At 57.1% G+C, this 21,644-nt stretch carries 20 protein-coding genes; 7 read left to right on the top strand and 13 right to left on the bottom strand.

What is annotated here, in order from left to right:
* Nucleotides 1-236: 236 nt before the first annotated feature.
* Nucleotides 237-512 carry a pyocin activator PrtN family protein gene (locus KGB07_RS04825; RefSeq protein WP_223464763.1) on the top strand — a complete coding sequence of 92 codons (276 nt, stop codon included), beginning with the start codon at nt 237-239 and terminating at the stop codon, nt 510-512.
* A gap of 1 nt (nt 513) precedes the next feature.
* On the opposite strand, the gene KGB07_RS04830 is transcribed toward KGB07_RS04825, so the two are convergent.
* A complete protein-coding gene (locus KGB07_RS04830) occupies nt 514-1,638 on the bottom strand; it encodes a site-specific integrase (protein WP_223464764.1) in 1,125 nt (374 codons plus the stop codon).
* Between the two features lie 103 nt (nt 1,639-1,741).
* Here KGB07_RS04830 and dusA point away from each other — a divergent pair, with 103 nt between their 5' ends.
* The gene (dusA, locus tag KGB07_RS04835; protein ID WP_223464765.1) at nt 1,742-2,752 is read left to right on the top strand and encodes a tRNA dihydrouridine(20/20a) synthase DusA; all 1,011 of its coding nucleotides are present in this window, start codon (nt 1,742-1,744) and stop codon (nt 2,750-2,752) included.
* A gap of 55 nt (nt 2,753-2,807) precedes the next feature.
* On the opposite strand, the gene KGB07_RS04840 is transcribed toward dusA, so the two are convergent.
* Entirely contained in the window at nt 2,808-3,641 is an 834-nt protein-coding gene (locus KGB07_RS04840; protein ID WP_223464767.1) for an undecaprenyl-diphosphate phosphatase, read from the bottom strand.
* A 558-nt stretch (nt 3,642-4,199) separates the two neighbouring features.
* On the opposite strand from KGB07_RS04840, the gene KGB07_RS04845 reads away from it, so the two are divergent.
* From KGB07_RS04845 to KGB07_RS04855, 3 genes are all read left to right on the top strand, one after another.
* Nucleotides 4,200-4,964 carry a winged helix-turn-helix domain-containing protein gene (locus KGB07_RS04845; protein ID WP_046038102.1) on the top strand — a complete coding sequence of 255 codons (765 nt, stop codon included), beginning with the start codon at nt 4,200-4,202 and terminating at the stop codon, nt 4,962-4,964.
* Nucleotides 4,965-5,234: 270 nt separating this feature from the next.
* Nucleotides 5,235-5,894, top strand: a complete 660-nt coding sequence (locus tag KGB07_RS04850; RefSeq protein ID WP_046038100.1) for a transcriptional regulator — start codon at nt 5,235-5,237, stop codon at nt 5,892-5,894.
* A 392-nt stretch (nt 5,895-6,286) separates the two neighbouring features.
* Nucleotides 6,287-7,681, top strand: coding sequence for an undecaprenyl-phosphate glucose phosphotransferase (locus tag KGB07_RS04855; protein ID WP_046038098.1), 1,395 nt, complete (start codon nt 6,287-6,289; stop codon nt 7,679-7,681).
* A gap of 329 nt (nt 7,682-8,010) precedes the next feature.
* Here KGB07_RS04855 and KGB07_RS04865 read toward each other — a convergent pair whose 3' ends face one another.
* From KGB07_RS04865 to galE, 6 genes are all read right to left on the bottom strand, one after another.
* Nucleotides 8,011-10,089: a YjbH domain-containing protein gene (locus KGB07_RS04865; protein WP_223464768.1), complete on the bottom strand. Its 2,079-nt coding sequence runs from the start codon at nt 10,087-10,089 to the stop codon at nt 8,011-8,013.
* Nucleotides 10,086-10,847: a capsule biosynthesis GfcC family protein gene (locus tag KGB07_RS04870; protein ID WP_223464772.1), complete on the bottom strand. Its 762-nt coding sequence runs from the start codon at nt 10,845-10,847 to the stop codon at nt 10,086-10,088. Before KGB07_RS04870 ends, KGB07_RS04865 begins: the two co-directional genes overlap by 4 nt.
* Nucleotides 10,844-11,509 carry a YjbF family lipoprotein gene (locus KGB07_RS04875; protein WP_223464773.1) on the bottom strand — a complete coding sequence of 222 codons (666 nt, stop codon included), beginning with the start codon at nt 11,507-11,509 and terminating at the stop codon, nt 10,844-10,846. The genes KGB07_RS04870 and KGB07_RS04875 overlap by 4 nt, the downstream gene beginning before the upstream one ends.
* Before the next feature lie 14 nt (nt 11,510-11,523).
* Nucleotides 11,524-12,585: a polysaccharide biosynthesis/export family protein gene (locus KGB07_RS04880; RefSeq protein WP_046038093.1), complete on the bottom strand. Its 1,062-nt coding sequence runs from the start codon at nt 12,583-12,585 to the stop codon at nt 11,524-11,526.
* A 144-nt stretch (nt 12,586-12,729) separates the two neighbouring features.
* A complete protein-coding gene (locus KGB07_RS04885; protein ID WP_046038091.1) occupies nt 12,730-12,966 on the bottom strand; it encodes a hypothetical protein in 237 nt (78 codons plus the stop codon).
* A 232-nt stretch (nt 12,967-13,198) separates the two neighbouring features.
* Entirely contained in the window at nt 13,199-14,215 is a 1,017-nt protein-coding gene (gene galE, locus KGB07_RS04890; RefSeq protein ID WP_046038089.1) for a UDP-glucose 4-epimerase GalE, read from the bottom strand.
* A gap of 392 nt (nt 14,216-14,607) precedes the next feature.
* Between galE and galU the strand changes: the two genes are divergently transcribed.
* Together galU and KGB07_RS04900 are read left to right on the top strand one after the other, a co-directional pair.
* A complete protein-coding gene (galU, locus tag KGB07_RS04895; protein ID WP_046038087.1) occupies nt 14,608-15,441 on the top strand; it encodes a UTP--glucose-1-phosphate uridylyltransferase GalU in 834 nt (277 codons plus the stop codon).
* A gap of 48 nt (nt 15,442-15,489) precedes the next feature.
* A complete protein-coding gene (locus KGB07_RS04900; RefSeq protein WP_223464774.1) occupies nt 15,490-15,906 on the top strand; it encodes a mannose-1-phosphate guanylyltransferase in 417 nt (138 codons plus the stop codon).
* A 56-nt stretch (nt 15,907-15,962) separates the two neighbouring features.
* On the opposite strand, the gene KGB07_RS04905 is transcribed toward KGB07_RS04900, so the two are convergent.
* The 5 genes from KGB07_RS04905 to KGB07_RS04925 are packed head-to-tail and all read right to left on the bottom strand — an operon-like array spanning nt 15,963 to nt 21,639.
* The gene (locus tag KGB07_RS04905; RefSeq protein ID WP_223464776.1) at nt 15,963-17,129 is read right to left on the bottom strand and encodes an SGNH/GDSL hydrolase family protein; all 1,167 of its coding nucleotides are present in this window, start codon (nt 17,127-17,129) and stop codon (nt 15,963-15,965) included.
* 27 nt (nt 17,130-17,156) lie between these two features.
* Nucleotides 17,157-18,194, bottom strand: coding sequence for an acyltransferase family protein (locus KGB07_RS04910; RefSeq protein WP_046038082.1), 1,038 nt, complete (start codon nt 18,192-18,194; stop codon nt 17,157-17,159).
* Nucleotides 18,195-18,206: 12 nt separating this feature from the next.
* Nucleotides 18,207-19,310 carry a hypothetical protein gene (locus tag KGB07_RS04915; RefSeq protein ID WP_046038080.1) on the bottom strand — a complete coding sequence of 368 codons (1,104 nt, stop codon included), beginning with the start codon at nt 19,308-19,310 and terminating at the stop codon, nt 18,207-18,209.
* Nucleotides 19,301-20,530, bottom strand: coding sequence for a polysaccharide biosynthesis C-terminal domain-containing protein (locus tag KGB07_RS04920; protein WP_046038078.1), 1,230 nt, complete (start codon nt 20,528-20,530; stop codon nt 19,301-19,303). The genes KGB07_RS04915 and KGB07_RS04920 overlap by 10 nt, the downstream gene beginning before the upstream one ends.
* The gene (locus KGB07_RS04925; RefSeq protein WP_223464777.1) at nt 20,527-21,639 is read right to left on the bottom strand and encodes a polysaccharide pyruvyl transferase family protein; all 1,113 of its coding nucleotides are present in this window, start codon (nt 21,637-21,639) and stop codon (nt 20,527-20,529) included. Before KGB07_RS04925 ends, KGB07_RS04920 begins: the two co-directional genes overlap by 4 nt.
* Nucleotides 21,640-21,644 lie beyond the last annotated feature (5 nt).

The following is a 21,644-nucleotide window of genomic DNA, read 5'->3' on the forward strand; positions in this document are numbered from 1 at the left end:
TCACCAACGGTACGTTGAGCGACCTAGTGATTCACCTGGTTCGCAGATCAAGCCTACTTGGTTAAGCGTTCTTAGGGCCACTGATTAAAAAGAGGTGTCGAGGAGGTGCAACTCCCCGACACCGACCACCCCAGAAAGGAGAGAACCATGCAAGCTCAAACCCGCAACGGTGGCGCTATCGAGGCTAGCACGAACATACAGCTCGCCAAAATTAGCCATCCAAAAGGAGCAAGACCATGAAAACCCTACTTGTTCTCATGGCCCAATATAACGGCCTGGCGATCATTCCCTTAGCGCAAGTCTGCCACGACTACTTCACTCACCTAACCCCTGACATGTTTCAACGAAAGGTTATGGCGGGACAAATTAAAATCCCCATCACTCGCTTGGAAGCAAGTCAAAAAAGTGCGAAAGGAGTTCATATCTCGGATCTTTCCGCGTACCTGGACGCGCAACACGCTGCAGCTGTCAAAGAAAGCAATCAGTTAAACAGTGCACCACGTGGAAGCTGATTTACTTCAACGTCTTGGCGCCCAATTTCACGGGCGCCTGTAGGATCTTCTCCAGCCACTCCCATTTTGCGTATGCATCACCTCGACCGCGTAGGTGAGTGTAACGCCGCATTGAGTTCCAATCTCGATGCCCCGATACGCTCGCTACCCGAGGAATGTCCCAGTCCATTTCGAAAAGCCGGCTTACGCCATCGTGGCGCAGGTCATGAAAGTGCAGATCCTCGATGCCAAGTATCTGACAAGCCCTGGTCCACGAAGTGGATACAGACTCTGCGCTGTACGGAAATATCTCAGGTAGCGCCTTCGGCATAGTTTGAATAATGGCCCACGCCTCTGGTGGTAAATGACACCACACATCATTGCCAATCTTTTGGCCGGGATTTTTCATGTCGCGTACCAACACCCGTTGGCCGACCTCATCCAGATCTGCCCATTGAATCCGGGTGATTTCTTCCTGCCGGCGGGTTGAGAACAATGCAAACCCAGCCATCTTGAGCATGTTGATCGACGTTGGGCGACGGGCCTGGATACCCCGAAAGTGCGTTAGTAGCTTGTCGAGTTCATCCAGAGTGGGACGTCGGTCGCGCTCACGACTTCGCATATTGTACCCCAGCTTCTTCAACACCCGTCGGGCATCGCTCATGGCGTGGGGGTCAACCTCATACCCCCAAGCAGGACGGGCAATCGAAAGCACTGCGCCCAAGTGCGCGAGATCGTTACCGGCCGTCTGTGGCTTGACGCCTCCACCCTCTTTGCCCATACGCCAAAGCGCATACTCCACCAGCTGCTGACTGGTGATGTCCTGGTCGTTCAACTTACCAAAGTACGACTCACGGACAGCTTGGAGCGTCCCGAGCTTGGTTTTGCCCAACGGCCTAACCTTCTCCATCTCAATCAAATAGCGATCGATCATTTCCTTAACCGTGCCGCCTTGGCGGTTTGCCCGCTCAATCGCGCCTGGCTGATCCAGTTCGGCCTCTCGCTTTCGAACCCAAGCTTGGGCGGCCTGTTTTCGGGCGAAGGATTGGCTCTCTTGGTAGACTTGCACTCCGTTGCGCTTGATGCGGATCTGAGCCGTGTAGCTCACCGCCCCATCCGCCAGTTTTCTTGCCCTGATAGTCGCCATATCGAAAGTGGTACGCGTCAGTTTTTAAGTGGTACATCGTACCACCAACATACAAAAAACGCCCGAAAACGCCCTAAAACACGCTATAGACACGTAGAGAAAAATGGTACATAAATCAGCTATATACCCAGTAAACTCAGGCTCTACAGTGTCTAGACGCTTTTCCGTGGCGCCGATGATGGATTGGACCGACCGCCACTGCCGCTTCTTCCTGCGCCTATTGTCGAAAAACGCCTTGCTCTACACCGAAATGGTCACCACCGGTGCCCTGCTCAACGGCGATCACGAGCGTTTCCTGCGCCATAACGAAGCCGAGCACCCGCTCGCCCTGCAGCTCGGTGGCAGTGTCCCGCTGGACCTGGCCGCGTGTGCGCGCATGGCGCAGGAGCATGGTTACGACGAGGTGAACCTGAATGTCGGCTGCCCGAGTGATCGGGTGCAGAACAATATGATCGGCGCGTGCCTGATGGGGCATCCGCAGTTGGTGGCCGATTGTGTGAAGGCGATGCGTGATGCGGTGTCGATTCCGGTGACGGTCAAGCACCGTATCGGGATCAACGGGCGGGACAGTTACGAGGAGCTGTGTGATTTCGTCGGCACGGTGCGGGATGCCGGGTGCACCAGTTTTACCGTGCACGCGCGGATTGCGATTCTGGAGGGGTTGTCGCCGAAGGAGAACCGTGACATCCCGCCCCTGCGTTATGACGTGGCGGCGCGGTTGAAGGCGGATTTTCCCGAGCTGGAGATTATCCTCAACGGCGGAATCAAGACGCTGGAGGCCTGCCACGAGCATTTGCAGACGTTCGACGGTGTGATGTTGGGCCGCGAGGCGTATCACAACCCTTACGTGATGGCCGAGGTGGACCAGCAGCTGTTCGGCAGCACGGCGCCGGTGATCACCCGTGCCGAAGCACTGGCGCAGTTGCGGCCGTATATCGCTGCACACATCGACGCTGGCGGTTCGATGCACCACATCACTCGCCATGTGCTTGGGCTGGGCACCGGGTTCCCGGGGGCGCGCAAGTTTCGGCAGTTGTTGTCGGTGGATATCCACAAGGCCAAGGAGCCCTTGGCCTTGCTGGATCAAGCTGCCGGGTTGCTTGAAGGGCGTTAATGCCCGGTTGTTCTCGCCTTTTCAGCCAGGCGGCTTGACCCGCCTGGCGCACCTGTCAGCTGGCGGTCGCCGCCGTCCAGTTCACCCAACCGAATGCCCAGGTTGCCAGGATCAACAATCCGAAAACGATCCGGTACCACGCGAAGGCGGCATAGCTGTGGTTCGCAATGAACTTGAGCAAGCCGCGTACGGCGATCATGGCGAAAAAGAACGCTGTGACGAAGCCCAGGGCGAAAACCGGCAGGTCGCTGGTCTGGAACAGCTCCCGGTACTTGTAGCCTGAATACACCGAGGCACCGACCATGGTGGGCATCGCCAGGAAGAACGAGTACTCGGTGGCGGCCTTGCGCGACAGGCCAAACAGCAGGCCGCCGATAATGGTCGATCCGGAGCGGGAAGTGCCCGGGATCATCGCCAGGCATTGCGCGAAACCCACCTTCAGCGCATCCGACCAGCGCATGTCGTCGACATGGTCGACGTGCACCACGTGGTCTCTCTGCTCCGCCCACAACATGACAATGCCGCCCACGACCAATGCGACTGCCACGGTGATCGGGTTGAACAGGTAGTGATGAATCTGGTCGGCGAACAAGACACCCAGAACGACGGCCGGAAGAAAACCGATCAGCAAGTTCAGTGTGAAACGTTGTGCATTGCGCTGGGTCGGCAGTCCTTTGACTATCTCTGAAATCTTGCGGCGAAACTCCCAGACAACGGCAAGAATTGCGCCCAGCTGAATAATGATATTGAACGCCATGGCGCGTTCACCGCCAAAGTCCAGCAAGTCCGCAACAATAATCTGGTGGCCCGTACTGGAGATGGGCAAAAACTCAGTCAGGCCCTCTACCGCGCCCAGGATAAACACTTTGAAAAGGGTCCAGAAATCCATTAATCCTCCGTCAGACCGTTCCTTGGGAACGATCCGTCAACTGCACTCAGATATTGAGTAGCTCAAGCAAAACAATCGAGACATCCACACCCACTACCTGATGTAGCGAGGGAGAATATGTCTTATCAAAAGACACACTCAAGCCATGTTAATAATCGTCCGCGTACGAACACCTCGGGAAAATATTTAGCTATTTAGTAGAAAAAAGTCTCGCCACTGAATAAAGTGTGATCGCTCTCACACTATTTGTGTTTCTTAGTGGATTCAGCATCTTGGCTTGAATGGTGGCACGCAGCAGGCCAAACAGTGGCAAAAGGACATAAAAAACAAATCGCCATCGTTTCAAAATAGTGGCACAATTCCATATTGCCACCATCTAACGACGCTATCCCACTAGTTTAGCCCGCCGAGAAAATCAACTAAAAGCTTGAAAAGCTTAACTATTGTTAAAAAACTCGGGAGCCACGTCTAAAAATCGCGTAAATGTTACCAATTGTCAGTCACAGATGAGAACCGGTGCTTTAACATCCCGATGTCAGCACCTATTCGAGTCAATGCATGATGCTTACAGGGAACTTAGCGACTAGAAGCCAGCGCCAGACAAACGATGAACCCGGAGTTCTCACTCTGGGTCGTACCCGTGGCGTGGCTGAACATTTTAGAGCGCTAGTCGCAAGGCATGTGCGGACCGATATGGCACTAGATGCCAACTCCTACACTAGTTCATTCAAGAAGAATGAACGCTCTGGTTCGTATCGCGCCATCTTCATCATCATCGACAGCCCCCAGGCCCTCGAGGAAAGCCTCGCACTAGTGGAAAACCTGCGCACCGGCAACTTGAAACCCATCATTTGCGCGGTCATCACGGGCCGAGGCACCTACAACAAGATCAAGTACTATCTTGCGGGGGCCGACTACTGCATCAAGTTCAATACCCTTTCCGATGAAAGCTCTGAGTTGCTCGCCGAGTTCTTCAGCAGTGAAGAATGGCAAAGAGATATCAATTTGATATTGGACCCCACCCGTATTTGTCTACTGGGTACCAGCAAGAAGCTGGACATCTCCTTTGCAGAAATGAAGATCCTGGAAGCCTTTGCGCAAACCAGTAACCACATACTAAGTCACGATGAAATCGCCAACATCATGGGACTCAACACCAACTTTTATGACCCCAGGGCATTGGAAAAATCGATCAGTCGCCTTCGTGGAAAAATCAAGGACATGTATGGCACAAACGCCATCCAGAGCATCCGGGGGCATGGTTACCGGTTGATGAGGGGGCTGATCTCAACCCCCCGACACACAGACGGGATGGCGCGTTAGTATTAGTTCATCAGGCGACTTCCTCAACGACACAAAGGTCTCGGCCTCATCGTTTTTTTGTATTTCATACCAAAGGCACTTATCGATTTCATGACCGTGGCAACATTGGACCATAACAAGAAAAGTTTATTCTATAGCTGTAGATCGAGTGGAACCTATCGAGGGCCAAATTTGGGCCCAGACCCTGCCTTTCGATTACTTCCGAGGGAGTCATTACTCCCCTGCCGATCATCTTTTAGCCAAATTTGGTGTGTACTTCAGGAGAGAGACATGGAAACTAGTACAACCCTCCCAAGAAAATACTTTGTCGTCGTGACCCACAGCACTACGTCGCAGCGTGAACTTGAGACCATCCTGTCCAGTAAGCGCTTCAACTCGTTTGGCACCTCCCAGGCACAAATGTTTATTGAAGGTGTTGCTTCACCCTCTTCCGCTCCTGTGCTGATGGAGTTCAGCTACCCAAGCGTTTCAAGGAAAAACGTCGCGCGCAGTATCGAACATGATACACAGCGACTATTGGCCACCCTGGAATCCGAATGGCTGGCAGCGCAATCGGCGAATCCATTCCACTGCATGCCGGCAACAGCCGGGGCAGCCAATGATATTACGCGAACAATCGACGGCGACACTCCTTACAGCGAAGCCTGGCAACTCGACAAGGATCAAAGCGCATTGGTAAAAGAGGGCATCGAGATCAGCCTGACCGGATTGGAAGCCGCGCTGGTAAAGAAAATGCTGCACCATGAAGAGCGTGTCGTAAGTCGAGACGAACTGATCCTCAGCATCGGCAGGGAGCCGGAACAATATCGCGGCCTGGAAATGTGCCTGAGTCGACTGCAAGAAAAATTCAAAAGTGCCAGTAACGGTGAGCGACTGTTCCGTGCAGTAAGAAATCGAGGCTATTGCCTGATCCAGGAAGTCGTGGCGTAAACACCTCCACCTTTAGCGAACAAAACAAACAGAAACAGTGCGATTACAACAATAAAAATAGCACTCTGTTTGGTTTCAACCTCCGCCCTAGTCAGACCGCCCTCATCCCCACCCCTCCTACAATACCAAATACCACTCTAATTGCTCACCCTCTTCCATTCGACTTTTTCTAACGCTCGACCTCTTCTAAAATTTTAATAGTTGGCACTTTGCCATCTTGTTAGAACTCGTCAGACAGCATCTCCACCAATAACTTAGTCTATTGACTGACGACAGTTCGGCATATCGACGCTGTTACCTCAGGACACTCGCTCCAACAACAATAACAAGTCTACTTAACAACTCGGATTTCAACTGTCGAAACCTGAATGGACGTCTTTTGGGGATATTGTATGGATCTTACTCTTAGTATCAATCGAAACACCGGCCTCAAGGGACTTACCTTTTGGGGGCAATGGGCGCTGGCACAGGGCTTTGTAGTTTCTCTGTTGTTCATACTGGCTGAACGGCACACCGGAACGGTCGAGTTCTATTACCGAATGTGCGCAACGCTCGCGGTACTGGCCTCGGTTCCGGCTTATACGTTCAGCGGCGTGTACCGCAAAAGAGACAATTATCTGTCAGGGCTGGGACGCCTGTTCATGGGCTGGTCCATGACGATGGCCGCGCTGGCCTGCATCGCGTTTATCTGCAAGGCCGATGAGCTGTTTTCCCGGCAAGTCATCCTGGGTTGGGCGGTGTACGGTTTCCTCGGCCAGGCGTTGCTGTATGCGCCGCTGCATGCGTTCTCGAAGTTCTACCAGCGGTCACGTAAAAGCGAGCATAAAACCCTGATCGTCGGCACCGGTGAACTGGCGCTGGGATTGGCGAACAAGCTGAGCGACCTCGAAAACCTGCCGTTGGTGGGCCTGGTCAGCAACGGTGCCCTTCCTGCCCTGGAGCCAGGCGCACCGCGCATCCTCGGCGCCCAGGAGGACCTGCTGGAACTGATCAAGACCCATGACATCCGTCGTTTGTACATCACGCTGCCCCTGTCGGAAGCGGCAAAAATCGAAGCCATGTACGTCGATTTGCTCGATGCCAACGTTGACGTGGTCTGGGTGCCGGACTTGAACAGCCTGACGCTGCTCAATCACTCGGTGAAAGTCGTGGACGGCCTGCCAGCGATCTACCTGAACGAAAGTCCGCTGACCAGCCGGCCCACTGCCGCGCTGAGTAAAAGCCTGGTGGAAAAAAGCGTGGCCCTGCTGGCCATTATCCTGCTGAGCCCGGTGCTGCTGGTCATTGCCCTGGCCGTAAAGCTCAACTCGCCTGGCCCTGTGTTCTTCAAGCAGGACCGCCATGGCTGGAACGGCAAGATTATTCAGGTCTGGAAGTTCCGATCCATGCGCGTGCACGATGACCATGAGGTCAAGCAGGCCAGCCGTAACGACTCGCGCATCACCGCCGTCGGACGCTTCATCCGTCGCACTTCGCTGGACGAGTTGCCGCAACTGTTCAACGTGCTGCAAGGACACATGGCGCTGGTCGGCCCGCGCCCTCACGCCATCGCGCACAACAACTACTACTCCGGGAAAATTCTCGCCTACATGGCGCGCCATCGAATCAAACCGGGCATCACTGGCCTGGCGCAGATCAACGGTTGCCGTGGCGAGACCGACACCATCGACAAGATGCAGAAGCGTGTCGAGATCGACCTCAAGTACATCAACAACTGGTCGTTGTGGCTGGACCTGAAGATTCTGGTGAAGACGCCGTTCACCTTGTTGTCGAAGGACATCTACTGATGGTTTAACGCTGCACAAGGCAACACCGCAAGGGGACGCAAGTCCCCTTTTTTGTGGCTGTGATTCGGGACTGTCCGGATTTCTGGATCACCAAAAGACCACTGTAGGAGTGAGCCTGCTCGCGAAAGCGTTGGGTCAGTCAACATCAAAGCTGGATGTAATGACGCCATCGCGAGCAAGCTCGCTCCCACAGGAGTCGGGTGTGTAGCCAGATTTCCGGGTCACCAAAAGCCCCCTGTGGGAGCGTGGCTTGCCCGCGATGGCGGCGGGTCAGTCAACATCAATGCTGAATGTGCCGACGCCATCGCGAGCAGGCTCGCTCCTACAGGTTACTCGGTGATCTTCTCGAAGTTGCGGTAGAACATGTCGTCGTCGCGGCTGTCGGTCATGGAGTGCAACTGGTAGCTGCGATTGAGCCGTGCACCGCCGTCCCGGGTCAGTGGCGACCAGACGAGGTTGGCGCGGCGCATGGTCGACATGCTCATCAGTTCGTCGAACGGAACGGACAGGTAGATGCCTTTGTCGAAACTACCTTCGCCGTATTGAGGGCCGGTTGCGGTGGTGATTGTTGCCCACGCACCAAACCGTACGCCGTTGGAAAACTCCCGCGAGATATCCAGCGTGCCGCCCCAGTCACCTGCCAGGTAACGCCCGACGCTGATGGCTGCCAGCGTATCGTGGGGCAAGTCGGTGTAGCCGGTGATATGACCGGTCAACACAGAGTAATCACGCAAACCAAACCCCTGGTCGAACTCCCGCTGGCGCACGTAGTTCAGATCCGCGCCCACCGACCAGCGCTCGCCGGTCGGACGGAACAGCACCTCGCCCCCGACGCCGGCAAACATCGACTCCAGGTAGCCACCGTACACCATGCCATACAGGTCTTTGTCCAACTGCTCGGCATGGCTGACCTGGAACAACGGCATGGTGACATCGGACGTGGTCATGTACTGGCGCAAGTCCGTGCGCACGCGGGGCAAGCCGCTGGGTGCGTCATAGGTGAACTTGTCGAAGTTGTTGATCAGGTTGGCACTGAGCAAGCCACTCCACCAGGTGTTGCGGTTGAAGCGGTACTCGGCGTCTGCGTCGGCACTGAACTGATAGAGCAAGCCATCGGGGCCACCGACGTTCTGCTTGAAGCCCAGCCCCACGCCATAAGCGAATGGCTGCAGCGCTTCGGTGTAGAGGGTTTTCTCGTTGTGCGGCATCGCCGGATTGATTTCGGTGGTGCGGTGCAGCGTTTGCAGCGGCTCCTCGTTGTTGATCACTTCGCGGAAGGTTTGCCGAGGCACGCTGGTCTCTTCAAGCGGCAGGTCGTAGCGCTTGTTCACCACGGTGAACCAGTCGATATCGTCGTTGACGCTGTTATCCAGAATCCGGCTCGCCCGGCCAACGGCCTTGGCCGAATGGAAGTAACGCTGCTGCTCGCCATACACGATCAACTCGGAATCACGCTGGCTGATGCGCTCGACCTTGTACCCGGCATTTTGCTGCAGGCGTCGGGACACATCGGCCCAGTTGACCTGTTCCATCTCGGTGCTCGGCGCTTTCGCTGGCAACGGTTCAGCCGGCGGATCGAACGTCTTGGCCGGCGCCTTACGGCTGGCGAAGTTGGTATGGAAAGTGACGCCGAACATCGCCGTATTGCCACGCTCCCACGCAGCGCTGAGGTCGATCGAGTCGGTCAGCTTGAACACCGCACCGAGGTTGATCGGCGAGTCCTGCTTGATCTGGTTGTCCTTTGGCTCGTGCTTGTAATCGTTGCCTTCGTATTCGAGTTTCAGGCTGAGCCGATCCCAGGGCGTCTGATAGCTCACGCCGCCGAAAAAGGAAGGGCTCCCGCGAAAATAGGCCCCGGCGTTGACATCACCGGTGCCTTCGTTGGCCGGCCGGGTCTTGAAGCGATCACCGAGGTAGCCCAGCGGGTTTTCGAAGTCACCGCGGTTGCCCAGGTAGCCCCAGGCAATGCCGGCGCTGAAATCAAAATTGTCATAGCGCTTGTTGGCCACCACGAATTCACTGGAGAACAGGCCTGTACCGCCGATGTCCCGGAAGCCCAAGGCCACCTCGGGCGCCCAATGGGTTTCTTCCCACAGGCGGGCCTTGAGGTCGACCGCCTTGTCCTTATAGCTCTGGTTGCCGCTCAACGATTCGGGGCCGTAAGGGCGGTTGGTGATCGCGGTGTAGCGAAACGAGCCTTCCAGCCACTCAAGTGGCTGAAGTGAAACGCTGTAGCGACTATAAGGCTCGGTGCGGTTGGCATTCAGGCTCAACTCACCGGCCGGCGCCATGCGCGCCGTCGGCGTCTGCAACAAGCCCGCGCCACCGAAATCATTTTGGGTAATGCGTGGTTCTGCATGAGCCAGACCACAGGGCAATAACAATACGGCTGCAAAACGTAAATTCAACGAACCACCTCAGCCAACTGCGTGGCAACAAATTCGGCCAACTGCTGATTCAGTTCAGGGATAGGCGGATCAAGGTCATCGTTTTTGACCGGGACCAGAATCTTGCTGCCGGCGGCAGGTATCTGCCCGCTCTCGTGATTCCAGTGGGCAATGCCGACGCGCCGGGTGACACCGTTGGGCTGGATCAACCACAGGTAATCGGCGTCCGCATCGACCAGCGGCGTGCAGCCCTGCAGGTATTCGCGGGCCTCTTGCAGTGGTTGATAGGGCAACCGGCACGACTCGGCGACAGCGCCTAGCACCTCGACTTCGTCGACCCGCAACGGGTAGATCAGGCGGTCGCCGTCGTCCAGGCGAATGTTGCGGGCAAACCCGACTTCCACGGCGACCGGGTCCAGAACAGCCACCTGGCGCCCGGTGACCGGCATGCGCCTGACTTGCTCGGCCAACCGCACCGCCAGGGCAGCCCGGCTCGGCCTGTCGAAAAGCACGGCCATGCGCTGCAACACGTCCAGATCGAACAGCACCCCGGCCTTGAGCCGGGTCTGTTGCTCGATCAGAGACTGACGCAGCAATACGCCCGCCAACCAGTAACTCTCGGCATTGGGCTGTGCCACGCTGATCACGTCCAGCAATCGCCCGCCCGCCGGCAACTCGACCGCCCCCGGATTGGCAACGTCACCGGTAACGGTGACCGCTGCATGGCTGATGCCGGTGATCAACAGCAGGCACGCCGATAGAGCCCTGACCCGCTTCACCGGGCATGCCTGCGGTCAGGAGTCAGTTGCACGATCTTGACCCGCAATTGCGAGGTCAGTTGCTGCTCACTCTGCACAATGAAACCGTCAACGGGATCGACCCAGTAACGATTGGTCGCACGCAGGCCGATGGCCGGCGCGTCAATCTGCTCATCGACACGTAGCACGGCATATTCCTTGTTGAGGATTTCCAGGGTTTCCATGGATTTGCGGGAGAAGCGACTGCTCAAGGTCACCCCGACTTCCTGGCCCTGGTAGAGATCGATCCAGCGCTGGCTGGTGTAGCCATCGGGCACTTGATGGAGGCCTTGCTTGAAGGGCTCGACGTCAGCAAGGCGGGTCCCGTCCAGATCGTCGCCCAGGCCCAGGCCGATGCTGCGCACCGCCAGGCCATCGCGCATGAGCAGAACCTGTTTGCCGGACGCGACCCAGAACTGCAGGTCGCCGCGCTCACGCACCAGCGCCAGCACACCGGAACCGGACGGTGTGGTCAGCTTGAGCTGGGGATAGCGCACATCCGCCACCTGGGCCACCGTCACGTCCAGCTCATCTGGCCCCGCCACCGCCGATTTGAGGTTGGTCAACGAAGCGACCATCAGCGGGTTACAGCCACACAACATCAAGGCCGCTATCAAGCAGACGCCAACATTCAACGTTCTCACGATCGGACCCGGCCTTATTTGCTGTTGCTGCTGACTTCACTCATGTTCTTCGCCGCGGAAGCGCCCGTACCGACAATCGATGCCGACGGCACCAATTGGCTGATGAAGCGATTCCAGCGAGTCACGTTGGCAGGACCTACGTAGACAACGTCCTGGGGACGTACTTCAAAGTGCGTGGCCAGCGCCATCGCGGTCGGTGATTCGGCTTGCAGTTGGTAGACCTTCGCCGGTTCCACATCGAGGTTTTCAACACCCCTGATCACGTACACGGCGTTACCGTTGGAGGTGGTCTGACTCAATCCGCCGACCGAGCCCAGCACATCGGACAGGTTCATGGTGGCGGTCTTGAAGCTCAGTGCGCGGGGCTGGTTGACCTCGCCCATGACGTAGATGCGCTTTTTGTCGTTGTACGGCAGATACAACTGATCGCCACCCTTGAGGTAGACGTTCTGCAACTCGGAGTCCGGCTGGTTGAGCGTGTCGAGATTGAGCGTGTAGACCCGCCCGTTTCGCGTCAGCAACAGGCCGGACAAGTCGGCACTCGCCGTATCGATACCGGCAGAACCGAGGGCCTCGACCACACTGAGCGGGTTGGTGGAAATCGCTTGCGGACCGGCCTTCGAAACGGCGCCCGTCACCACGACTTTCTGACTGGAAAAGCGCAACACGGCGACATCCACTTGCGGGTCGGCGATGAAGGCCGACAGCCTTTCTTCGATGTCCGATCGCAGTTGCTGGACGGTTTTACCAGCCGCCTGGACCTCTTTGATAAACGGGTAGTAGAGCGTGCCATCGGCACGGACCAGGCGACCGTTGGCATCAATCTGCTGTTGCGCGCCGGAGGGTGCGGTCAGCTCCGGGTGATCCCAGACCGTGATGTACAGGACATCGTTACTGCCGATGCGGTACTCGGCCGGGGCCGCCAACAGTTCCGTCGGCACGGACTCACGCTTTTGCGTGGCCCTGTTCATGGAGATGAGCTTGGGCGTGATCGGAATGAGCTCGACCCGGCTGCTCTCACTGGCGCCCTGGCGTGTGATATCACTGGTGCTCAGGTATTGGCCGGGGGAAAACATGCAACCTTGTAAAGCGATGCTTGCCAACATTAAAAGAGAAAAACTACGAGTCATAATGGCACTACGCTATTCAAGGGCGAATCTAAAAACAAAGTCACCCGATTTTCATCGGGCGACCTTGTACTGCACCAACAGGTGTTTCAGTTAGTTGTGCGTACCGGTTGTACCCGTGGTACCTGTCGTACCCGTCGTACCGCCGTTTGCACTTCCACCACTGTTGGACGCCGCTACAGCACTGGCGACCATTGCAGTACTGGCTGCAGTGGCTTGAGTCGCCGCCACGTTACCCAACACATTGGTCGCAGTTGTAAGCGGCGCTTCTACCGCGGACGCCCAGTTGCTCAACATCGTCAACAGGGCAATTGCCATCACTTTCTTCATATCAACTCCTTTCTAACATTCAACCTGATCGAAATCGGGTAGTTCGTTAGAGGTGGTAGAGTTCAAGTCCGCGAAAAGTGCGAACAAGATCCGTTGTTCTTTCACAGTCTTACCCAACTGATAAAAGTCGAACGGCAGGTTTATATCTACGGACTTGCAAAAGGCATAGCCAGTGTATTTTCCCGACGATATCTAACAACCTGACCGGAAATAACATTAGGCTAAAACGCCATCATCCCAGGTAGCCTTTGGGGTGATTCGATTGCCAGCGCCAGGTATCCGTGACCATGTCCTGCAAGTTGCGCGTGGCCTTCCAGCCCAACTCTTTCTCCGCCTTGGAAGGGTCGGCCCAGCTCTCGGCGATATCACCCGAGCGACGCGGCATCATCCGATAGGGCACCGGCTGACCACACGCCTGCTCGAACGCCCGCAGCACTTGCAACACGCTGTAGCCATCGCCCGTGCCCAGGTTCCACGTATGAATGCCGGTGCGCCCGGCGATGGATTGCAAGGCCTTGAGATGCCCGTCCGCCAGGTCCACGACGTGGATGTAGTCGCGTACCCCGGTACCGTCGACCGTGGGGTAATCGTTGCCGAAGATCGACAACTCTTGCAGGCTGCCAACCGCCACTTGGCTGATGTAGGGCACCAGGTTATTCGGAATGCCGCTCGGGTCTTCGCCCAGATGACCGCTGTCATGCGCGCCGATCGGGTTGAAGTAACGCAACAGCGCGATGCTCCAGCGCGGCTCGGCCAGGGCCAGGTCGCGCAGCACATTTTCGACGATCAGCTTGGATTGGCCGTAGGGATTGGTGGGGCTGCCCGTGGGGAAATCCTCACGGATCGGCATCTGCTCCGGCTCACCGTATACCGTGGCCGACGAACTGAACACCAGGCGAAACACCCCGGCAGCGGCCATCGCCTGACACAGGGTGATGCTGCCGCTGACGTTGGTCTCGTAATACTCAAGCGGCTTGCGCACGCTCTCGCCCACGGCCTTGAGACCGGCAAAGTGCAGGACGGCATCGATGGCATGCTGCTGGAAAATCCGGTCCAGCAAGGCCCGATCGCACACATCACCGCGAATCATCAGCGCACTCTTGCCGCAAATGGCTTCCACCGCGTGCAATGCCGCGTCGCTGCTGTTGCAAAGATTATCCAGCACAACAACTTCATAGCCTGCCTCAAGCAGCGCGAGCGTGGTGTGCGAACCGATATAACCAGCTCCACCCGTTACCAGAATTTTCATAGCGCGGTCCATAGTGGGAAAAGTGCGAAGTTGCGTGTCAAGCCCCTCTTGTTAAAGGTGTGTGCTGAACCACACAAATAAGAGCGACAACAACACAAAACAAAATTAGTTCAACGGCTGGCAATAAATATTTTTTCAGGCCAAACTGTATTGCGGGATACTTATTAGCATTCCGACGCACTCACCACTATCAACAGATACCGACTAAAAATAACTAACAACTATCAACCCGACATCTCATAACATTGTCGTGTTATCCGCACATTGCTATTTGCCACTAGTGGCCAGACTCAGGTATTAAAGTAAGCCTTCAATAATCATTGAAACTTGCAATCACTCGTTATTGCGCGCACCCGTTGGCTGTGTTCCATGACTGTCCAGGATATTTTTTTATGATTCGTAAATGTTTGTTCCCCGCTGCTGGCTATGGCACTCGTTTCTTGCCGGCGACCAAAGCCATGCCCAAGGAAATGCTGCCGATCGTCAACAAGCCGTTGATCGAATACGCCGTTGAAGAAGCACGGGATGCCGGCCTGCAACACATGGCGATCGTCACCGGGCGGGGCAAGCGCGCGCTGGAAGACCACTTCGACATCAGCTATGAACTGGAGCACCAGATTCGCGGCACCGAGAAAGAGAAATTCCTGGCCGGAACCCGCGAGCTCATCGACACCTGCACCTTCTCCTACACCCGTCAGGTGGAAATGAAGGGCCTGGGCCACGCGATTCTCAGTGGCCGTCCGTTGATCGGCGACGAACCCTTCGCCGTGGTACTGGCTGATGACCTGTGCCTGAACCTGGAAGGTGATGGCGTCCTCACGCAAATGATCCAGCTCTACAAGAAATTCCGCTGCTCGATCGTGGCCATCCAGGAAGTACCGCGCGACCAGACCCACAAGTACGGCGTGATTGCCGGCGAGCCGATCTCCGACGGGATCTACCGGGTCAACAACATGGTGGAAAAACCGGCCCCGCAAGACGCCCCGTCGAACCTGGCGATCATCGGCCGCTACATTCTGACGCCGGATATCTTCGACCTGATCGCCGACACCGAACCGGGTAAAGGCGGCGAGATCCAGATCACCGACGCGCTGATGAAACAGGCGCAGAACGGCTGTGTGCTGGCCTACAAGTTCAAGGGTTTGCGCTTCGATTGCGGCGACGCCGAGGGATACTTGCAGGCGACCAACTTCTGCTACGAAAACGTGTACCTCAAGGGCCGCTAAGACGGCTCCAGCACCCCACGCCCACACTTCATTCAAGGCAGGCCAACCATGAACATTGAAAAACTCTCGGCATACATTGAAATGGAGGTGGGCAACCTCGGGGTGATGTCCTCGTTATCGCGACATCAGCGGTTGCCGAGCGCCAACGAGTCCTGGCTCGGCCCCACTCTGCTGGTGGAACGAATCGGTATGTTTCCGTCTTCCGGAGACATCCGCCGGTCGATGCTCGCCCCCTATCCCCTCCTCGCTCACCTGAAAAGGCTTTACCGCGGGCAGGCGCTGGAAATCGATGACCGCGATGGACTGAAAGTGATTTTCAGCGACTGGCGGTTCCGAGTGCGCATTTGCTGCAACGACCCGGCCATCATCATCAACGTGGAGACCCGTTGTGCTACGCAACTGATGCCGCTCAAGACAGCAGAGCTGCTCGCTCATCTGGAGCACTTCGAATCGGCTGCCCTGTAGGAGCGAGCTTGCTCGCGAAAAACTCAATGACACCGCAATTCTTCAGGATTCGCGCGTTATCGTTGACGACCATCGCGAGCAAGCTCGCTCCTACAGGTGTCCTGTGCTGATACCCCGGTGTTGCCACCGACAAGAAGACCATAGAAGTAATCAGCGATCACTTGCCCACCCGTGGCCGGAACCGGATGAATCTTGTCCGGGCCGATCATGGTGGCGGCGTAGCGCTTGAAATCGGTGCCAAACGCACACTGCAGATTGGCGTAACCCAGATGTTCCTTGCGTGCCCAGGGCTCCAGGACTTGCGCATAGGCTGACATCGGGTAAGCACTGGAACGCGTCGTGTCCTGACGCAGGATCAGGTTGATGCTCGCGGCTGGTTGAATCTCGCGGACCATCCCCACCAAACCCTGAATATTCTTCAGGTACTGCTCGGGCTTCACGCCAAAACCCTGATCGTTGCCACCCAGCATGATCAGGTAGATGTCGGCGGGAATCTTCGACACCACCGCCTTCCACTGCGCCTGCCAACGGATATCGCGGTGGTAGAAGTCAGCGGACGCCGCACCGGACGCTGCCAGCTTGGACACCCGCACGCCGCCCTGATCGTTGTTCATCCACAGACCGAAGAGCGTTGGCGCGCCTTTCACCACTTCCAGCCGGAACGCCCAGTCTTTCGCTGCCGAGGTGCCGGACAGTGGCAGTTCCTGTACTCCGGAGCCTGCGAGCGTCAATGGTTGCCAGGTTTGCGACGGAGCCCAGCGGTAGCGCACCTCACTGGATTCTCCGTCTCCCAGGTACAGCAATTTCGCTTGGGTGACAGCCGTGTTGATGGACGCTGTCGGGTTGGCATCGATCTGCAACCAGGCACCAGGTCGACCGGTAAGGGTGCGACTGTCGGGGCTGGCCTGGCCGAGGGCGGACACCTGCCAGTCACCACCGAAGTACTTTTCACTGCTGCGGGTGTATTTGAAGTGGGTACCGCCAAGCGCCGCGCCATGATTGAAGCCGACATAGCCGGGGCCGGCGAAACCCGTCTCCCCGGCCAGCCGCTGCACCAGTTTGTTCAGATAGAAATCCTGCCCGGCGCTGTAGCTGTCGCCGATCACCGAGATGGACAGGACCTTCCCACCCCTCCCTTCGCGCCACTGGCCAAACCGTTCACGAGCGTCACCAACTTCGACCACTGACGCCGCAACAGGCTGGACGTCATCAACTGCCAACATGCATCGATTCCTTCACTCGGACAAACCTCAAGTCTGGGGCACCGGGGCGACGTTTGCCGGCGGTTTTTTAGCCGCCGCGCGCTCACCCAGGAACAGCACGGAGGTGAAGTTGAATCGACTGAAAACCATCGATAGAACCACCGGCCCGAGCAAGCCACACGCCAAGCCACCGAGCACCAGAAGGCTTTCGTCCTTCACGCCCAAACGCCCCAGGACAAACCGCGAAGTGGCGGCAAACAACACATGGAACAGGAAGATCCCATAGGAATACCCGCCGAGCCAGGTCAGCCACTTCGAGCGCATGTCACTGGACAGCAACGCAATGCAGGACACGCAACCCACGGTCAAACCGATCAAGCTGCGGCGGTCGACGATCAAGTCGCGATCAATCGCCGCCACGTACAGCAGCGTCAGCGAGATCAACACAAACACCAACGGCCCGATCACCTTGAACCGTTGCTTAAACGCATCGACATTTTCCTGGCCAATCATCCCCGCCACGAAAAACGGTAGCAGGTAGATCGCACCGTTGATGCCAAACGCATCAAGCTTGAACGGCGGCAGCAGAAACACCCCTGCCGCAAACGCGAACAGCAGGTACAAACGCGTCGCCGAACGCAGCAAACCACGCCACTCCAGCAGGCCGACAAACATGAAAATGATGAACACCGCCTGCAGGAACCAGAAGTGGTTGACCGGCACCCAGAACGCCAACAACGCGTCGATCACACCGACGTCCTTGTTCACCCCCGGGCCCACCGCCTGCAATACCGAGAACGGCACGCCCACGCAAAACAGCGGCACGATCAAGCGTCGCACCTTGCCGCTGAAGAACGCCGAAAAGTCATTCCCGCGGATTTTGTAGATGGAGTAGATGTAGCCGGAAATGAAGGTGAACAGCGGCATGCGCACATACACCATCGAATCGGCAATCACCCGGAACGGCGAGCCCAGGTCTATTTTCAAACCACCGCCCAACGGGCCGATGACGTGATAGAGCACCAGCAGCAGGCACGCCAGGCCACGCAGGGTTTCGATCTCCAGGGACTTTTTCTTGCTCGACATAAAGCACCTGCCTCAATTCAGAATTCTTGATTCAACCTGCACTGGCTTGTTCGCCCGCAGCATCAATCCCAGGCCCACGAACAACACCGGCACCACCATCGAGAAGTGCCGGGCGAAGGAGCCGAAGTCCGGCTCGAACAGGCCTTGAACCAGCAGGAACGCCAGCGGAATCGCGATTAGTTCCTTGGGTTTGGTCTGGATCGGCGCGCCTTTGTAATCGGTCGAGGTGATGACTTTGAACAGCAGCAACGCGGTCATGATCATCAACGCCACGAAGATCACCTGCCCCGGCCCCGACAGCAAAATCAGCTCCACCGGGAACGACAACCGGAAGAAGATGATCATCGAGTCAAGCGCCTGCGAGACAAAGTCGCTGCCGCTGAGCCACGAGACGATCAACGACTTGGAACCCTCCTCGCCCGCCGTGCGCAGTTCGTTGTTACTGGCGCGAATCGACGACACCGGAAACCCGAGCGCCACCTGGATCGCCATGGCGACCGCCAGGTAGAACAGGAACAGCATCAGGAAGAAGGTGAAGCGCGAGACGTACTTCTTCATCACGCAGACGCCGACCCAGGACAGTGAAAACAGAATCCAGTAGGGCCGGATCAGCACGCCGTAGATCACCGCCGAGAGGAAAAATCCGCCGCGATATTTGCGCGTCAACGAGCTGAGCAAAATGCTCAACACCGCCACCGACACAATGATTTCCTTGGTCAGGTTTTCAAGGAAAAACGAGCGAACGATGCCCCACAGACACAGCGTGCCGAAAATCGCCAGCGGCATGCGCCGGAAGACCACCACCGGAATCGCCGTGAGGAAAAAATTGCAGAACATGCCGTAGGCCCAGGCATTGGTCAGATTGATCCCGGTGGGCCGCAGCAGAAACGCGGAACACTCATAGGAAGAGCGATCCGGCGAGAACGGGTTCCAGAAATTGCAGTTGTCGGCACGCGCGTAGGACGACCACAGGGTCATGGCATCCGGACCTGGATCGCGGGGGATCAACAGCGGCATGGCAACCGACAGAAACAACCCGGTGAACAGGATCAGGAACGAAATCGAGGAGTCGAGCTTTCTGCCGCGAAACTCGATCAGTGGCAGCTTCAACCCCATGCCAAAGCCCCTTTCGGCCGGGTCACACGGGTCAACACGGCAATCACGCCGAGCTGCACGATGATCGCAAATGCGTTGCCCCAGGCAGCGCCGTAGATCGAATAGTGCTTGATCAGCAGGTAGCTGACCGGCACCGAAACCAGCAAGCAGATCGCCGCACTGGCCAGTGACACCCGGCTGTTCTTCGAGGCAATCAAACCACCCCAGACGATGTCGCCGATCGCGCGCAACGCGAAGGAAAAAATCAGCACGCCAAGGATCGCGTTGTCCGGACGCGGAACACTCGTGGCGACGTAATCGAGCACGACATTGAAGAACAGATAAATCAGCACCGCCACCGCGGCGGACACCACCAGCGAGCGCATGACCCATTTGTTCACGAACAATTGCCGGACCGTGAACGGCTGTTGATCCGCCTGAAAACGTTTGGCGAGCACCGGAATGCCGACCACCGCCACCACCGCATAGGACAGCGCTTGCAAGGTGTTGGCCGCCGACCAGGCGTACACGTATTTACCGAGACTGGCGTAGGGTTCCAGATCGACGATCAGAAAGCGCTCGGCGTACTGACTCAACGCGATTAACCCTGTGCCCAGATAGAACGGCAACCCGGCCTTCCACACGGTTGCCGTGGCCAGTGTCCCGCTCACCCGGCCTTTGTGCACGTTCACCACTATCAGGTAACCGGCGACGATCACCAGCACGTTGGCCGCAACCCACAACCACAGCACACTGGCGATCCCGGACACCCAGCCGAGCATCATCCCGCCCACCGCCAACAGCGCCCAGAGGCCGGTCTTGATGAAAAACAACAACGCACCGGCCGTGGCTTTCTGCGCGGAAAACACGAAGGAGTTGATCTCGAAGGACAGGTGCTCGGTGAGCAAAACCAGCGTCACGCAGAGGATCAGCGCGGTCGTCGCCTCGACTGCCTGGAACAGCGAATAAACCAACACCGTCACCACCGACAACAACAGCCCTACGGCCAGGTACAGCAGCAGGACCCTGTCGACGACCCGTCGCGAACTGCCACCGACGCTGATCAGCCGATTGATTTCGGAGCTGAAACCGACGCTGTAGAACTTCGACGCAATCAACGAGGCGGCGACCACCACGCCGTAAAAGCCCAACGCCTCATATCCGAGAAAATGGGTGATCGCCAGCACCAGCAAAAACTTCGCGCCCAATGCCCCGCCGCGAAGCAGTAGCCGAAATATCATCGAACGATACCTTTGATGATGTCGTCCATGGCCACGGTTTTTGCCTCGATCTCGCGGCAGGTGTCGGTCAGGCGTTTGCCGAAACTGGACAGTGCGTTCGGTGCGTAGACCGTGTCGATGATGGTGTCGACATTGATGTCGCCGCCGTTGATCACCCAGTCTTCCACGCCCATGTCCTGATAGGCGCCGAAGCCTTTGCGCTCATAGCTGATGTGGTAAGCCGGAACGCCGGACAGCAGCGATTCGATGGCGCCATGCAGGCGCACGGAAATCACCAGGTCCGGCTGATATTTGGCCAGCGTCGCTTTCAATGGCAGCAGATCTTCGGTAATACCCAGTTCGCGATAGAACGCACCGTCATCGTTGCCGCGAACGGCGCTCTGGACCGCGCAAACCACTTTGCTTTTGTTCTTCAAGCGCTGCAGCAGCAACTTCAGGTTGGCCACGTAGGCGAGCTTCTTTTCCTTGCTCCACTCCGGCGGCTTGCGCAGCACCACGCACACCGTTGCCGGCGATGACGCGCAACGGGTGAACTTGGGCTGCATGAGGATCTTGCTGGCCAATGACTGGACCGCCAGATCCGGCGCGCGGTAGACATTTTCACAGGCATCGAAAATCGCCGATGAGCGATTGTCACGCACAAACACCGCATCGGCGCTGGCGTAATGCTCGACGATCTTGCTGCTCTCGCCGTGGAACGGCCCGATGCTTTGCGGCAGGTACACCGACGGCACTTTGCTGAGGATTGCGGTTTCCAGTTGCTTGGCGTGACCCAGTTTCAACTTGATGTGTTCGAAGGCGCTTTTGGAGCGCATGTAGCCGCCACCGACGCCGACGATCAAATCGGCTTTCTTCAACAGATCAGCAAGACCGGCGTAGGACTGGTTGAGGAACACCGCCTGTTTGACCCGCCCCAGCCCCTTGGCCGCCATGACCGGCGCGTCAAAACGCGGGTGCGGCAAGTAGCTGAAGGACTCTGGATCGGAGGCCACGACACTGATCGAGGTGTCGTCACCAAAGTTTCGCTGCACCAGGGCAATGGCCAGATCCACCAGCAGACCGTCACCGGAGTTGGACGCACTGTAGCCATGCAAAATCGTTACGTTCATAAGCT

It is taken from the genome of Pseudomonas sp. GL-RE-26, from assembly GCF_019956275.1.
GTDB classification, from domain to species: Bacteria; Pseudomonadota; Gammaproteobacteria; order Pseudomonadales; family Pseudomonadaceae; genus Aquipseudomonas; species Aquipseudomonas grandcourensis.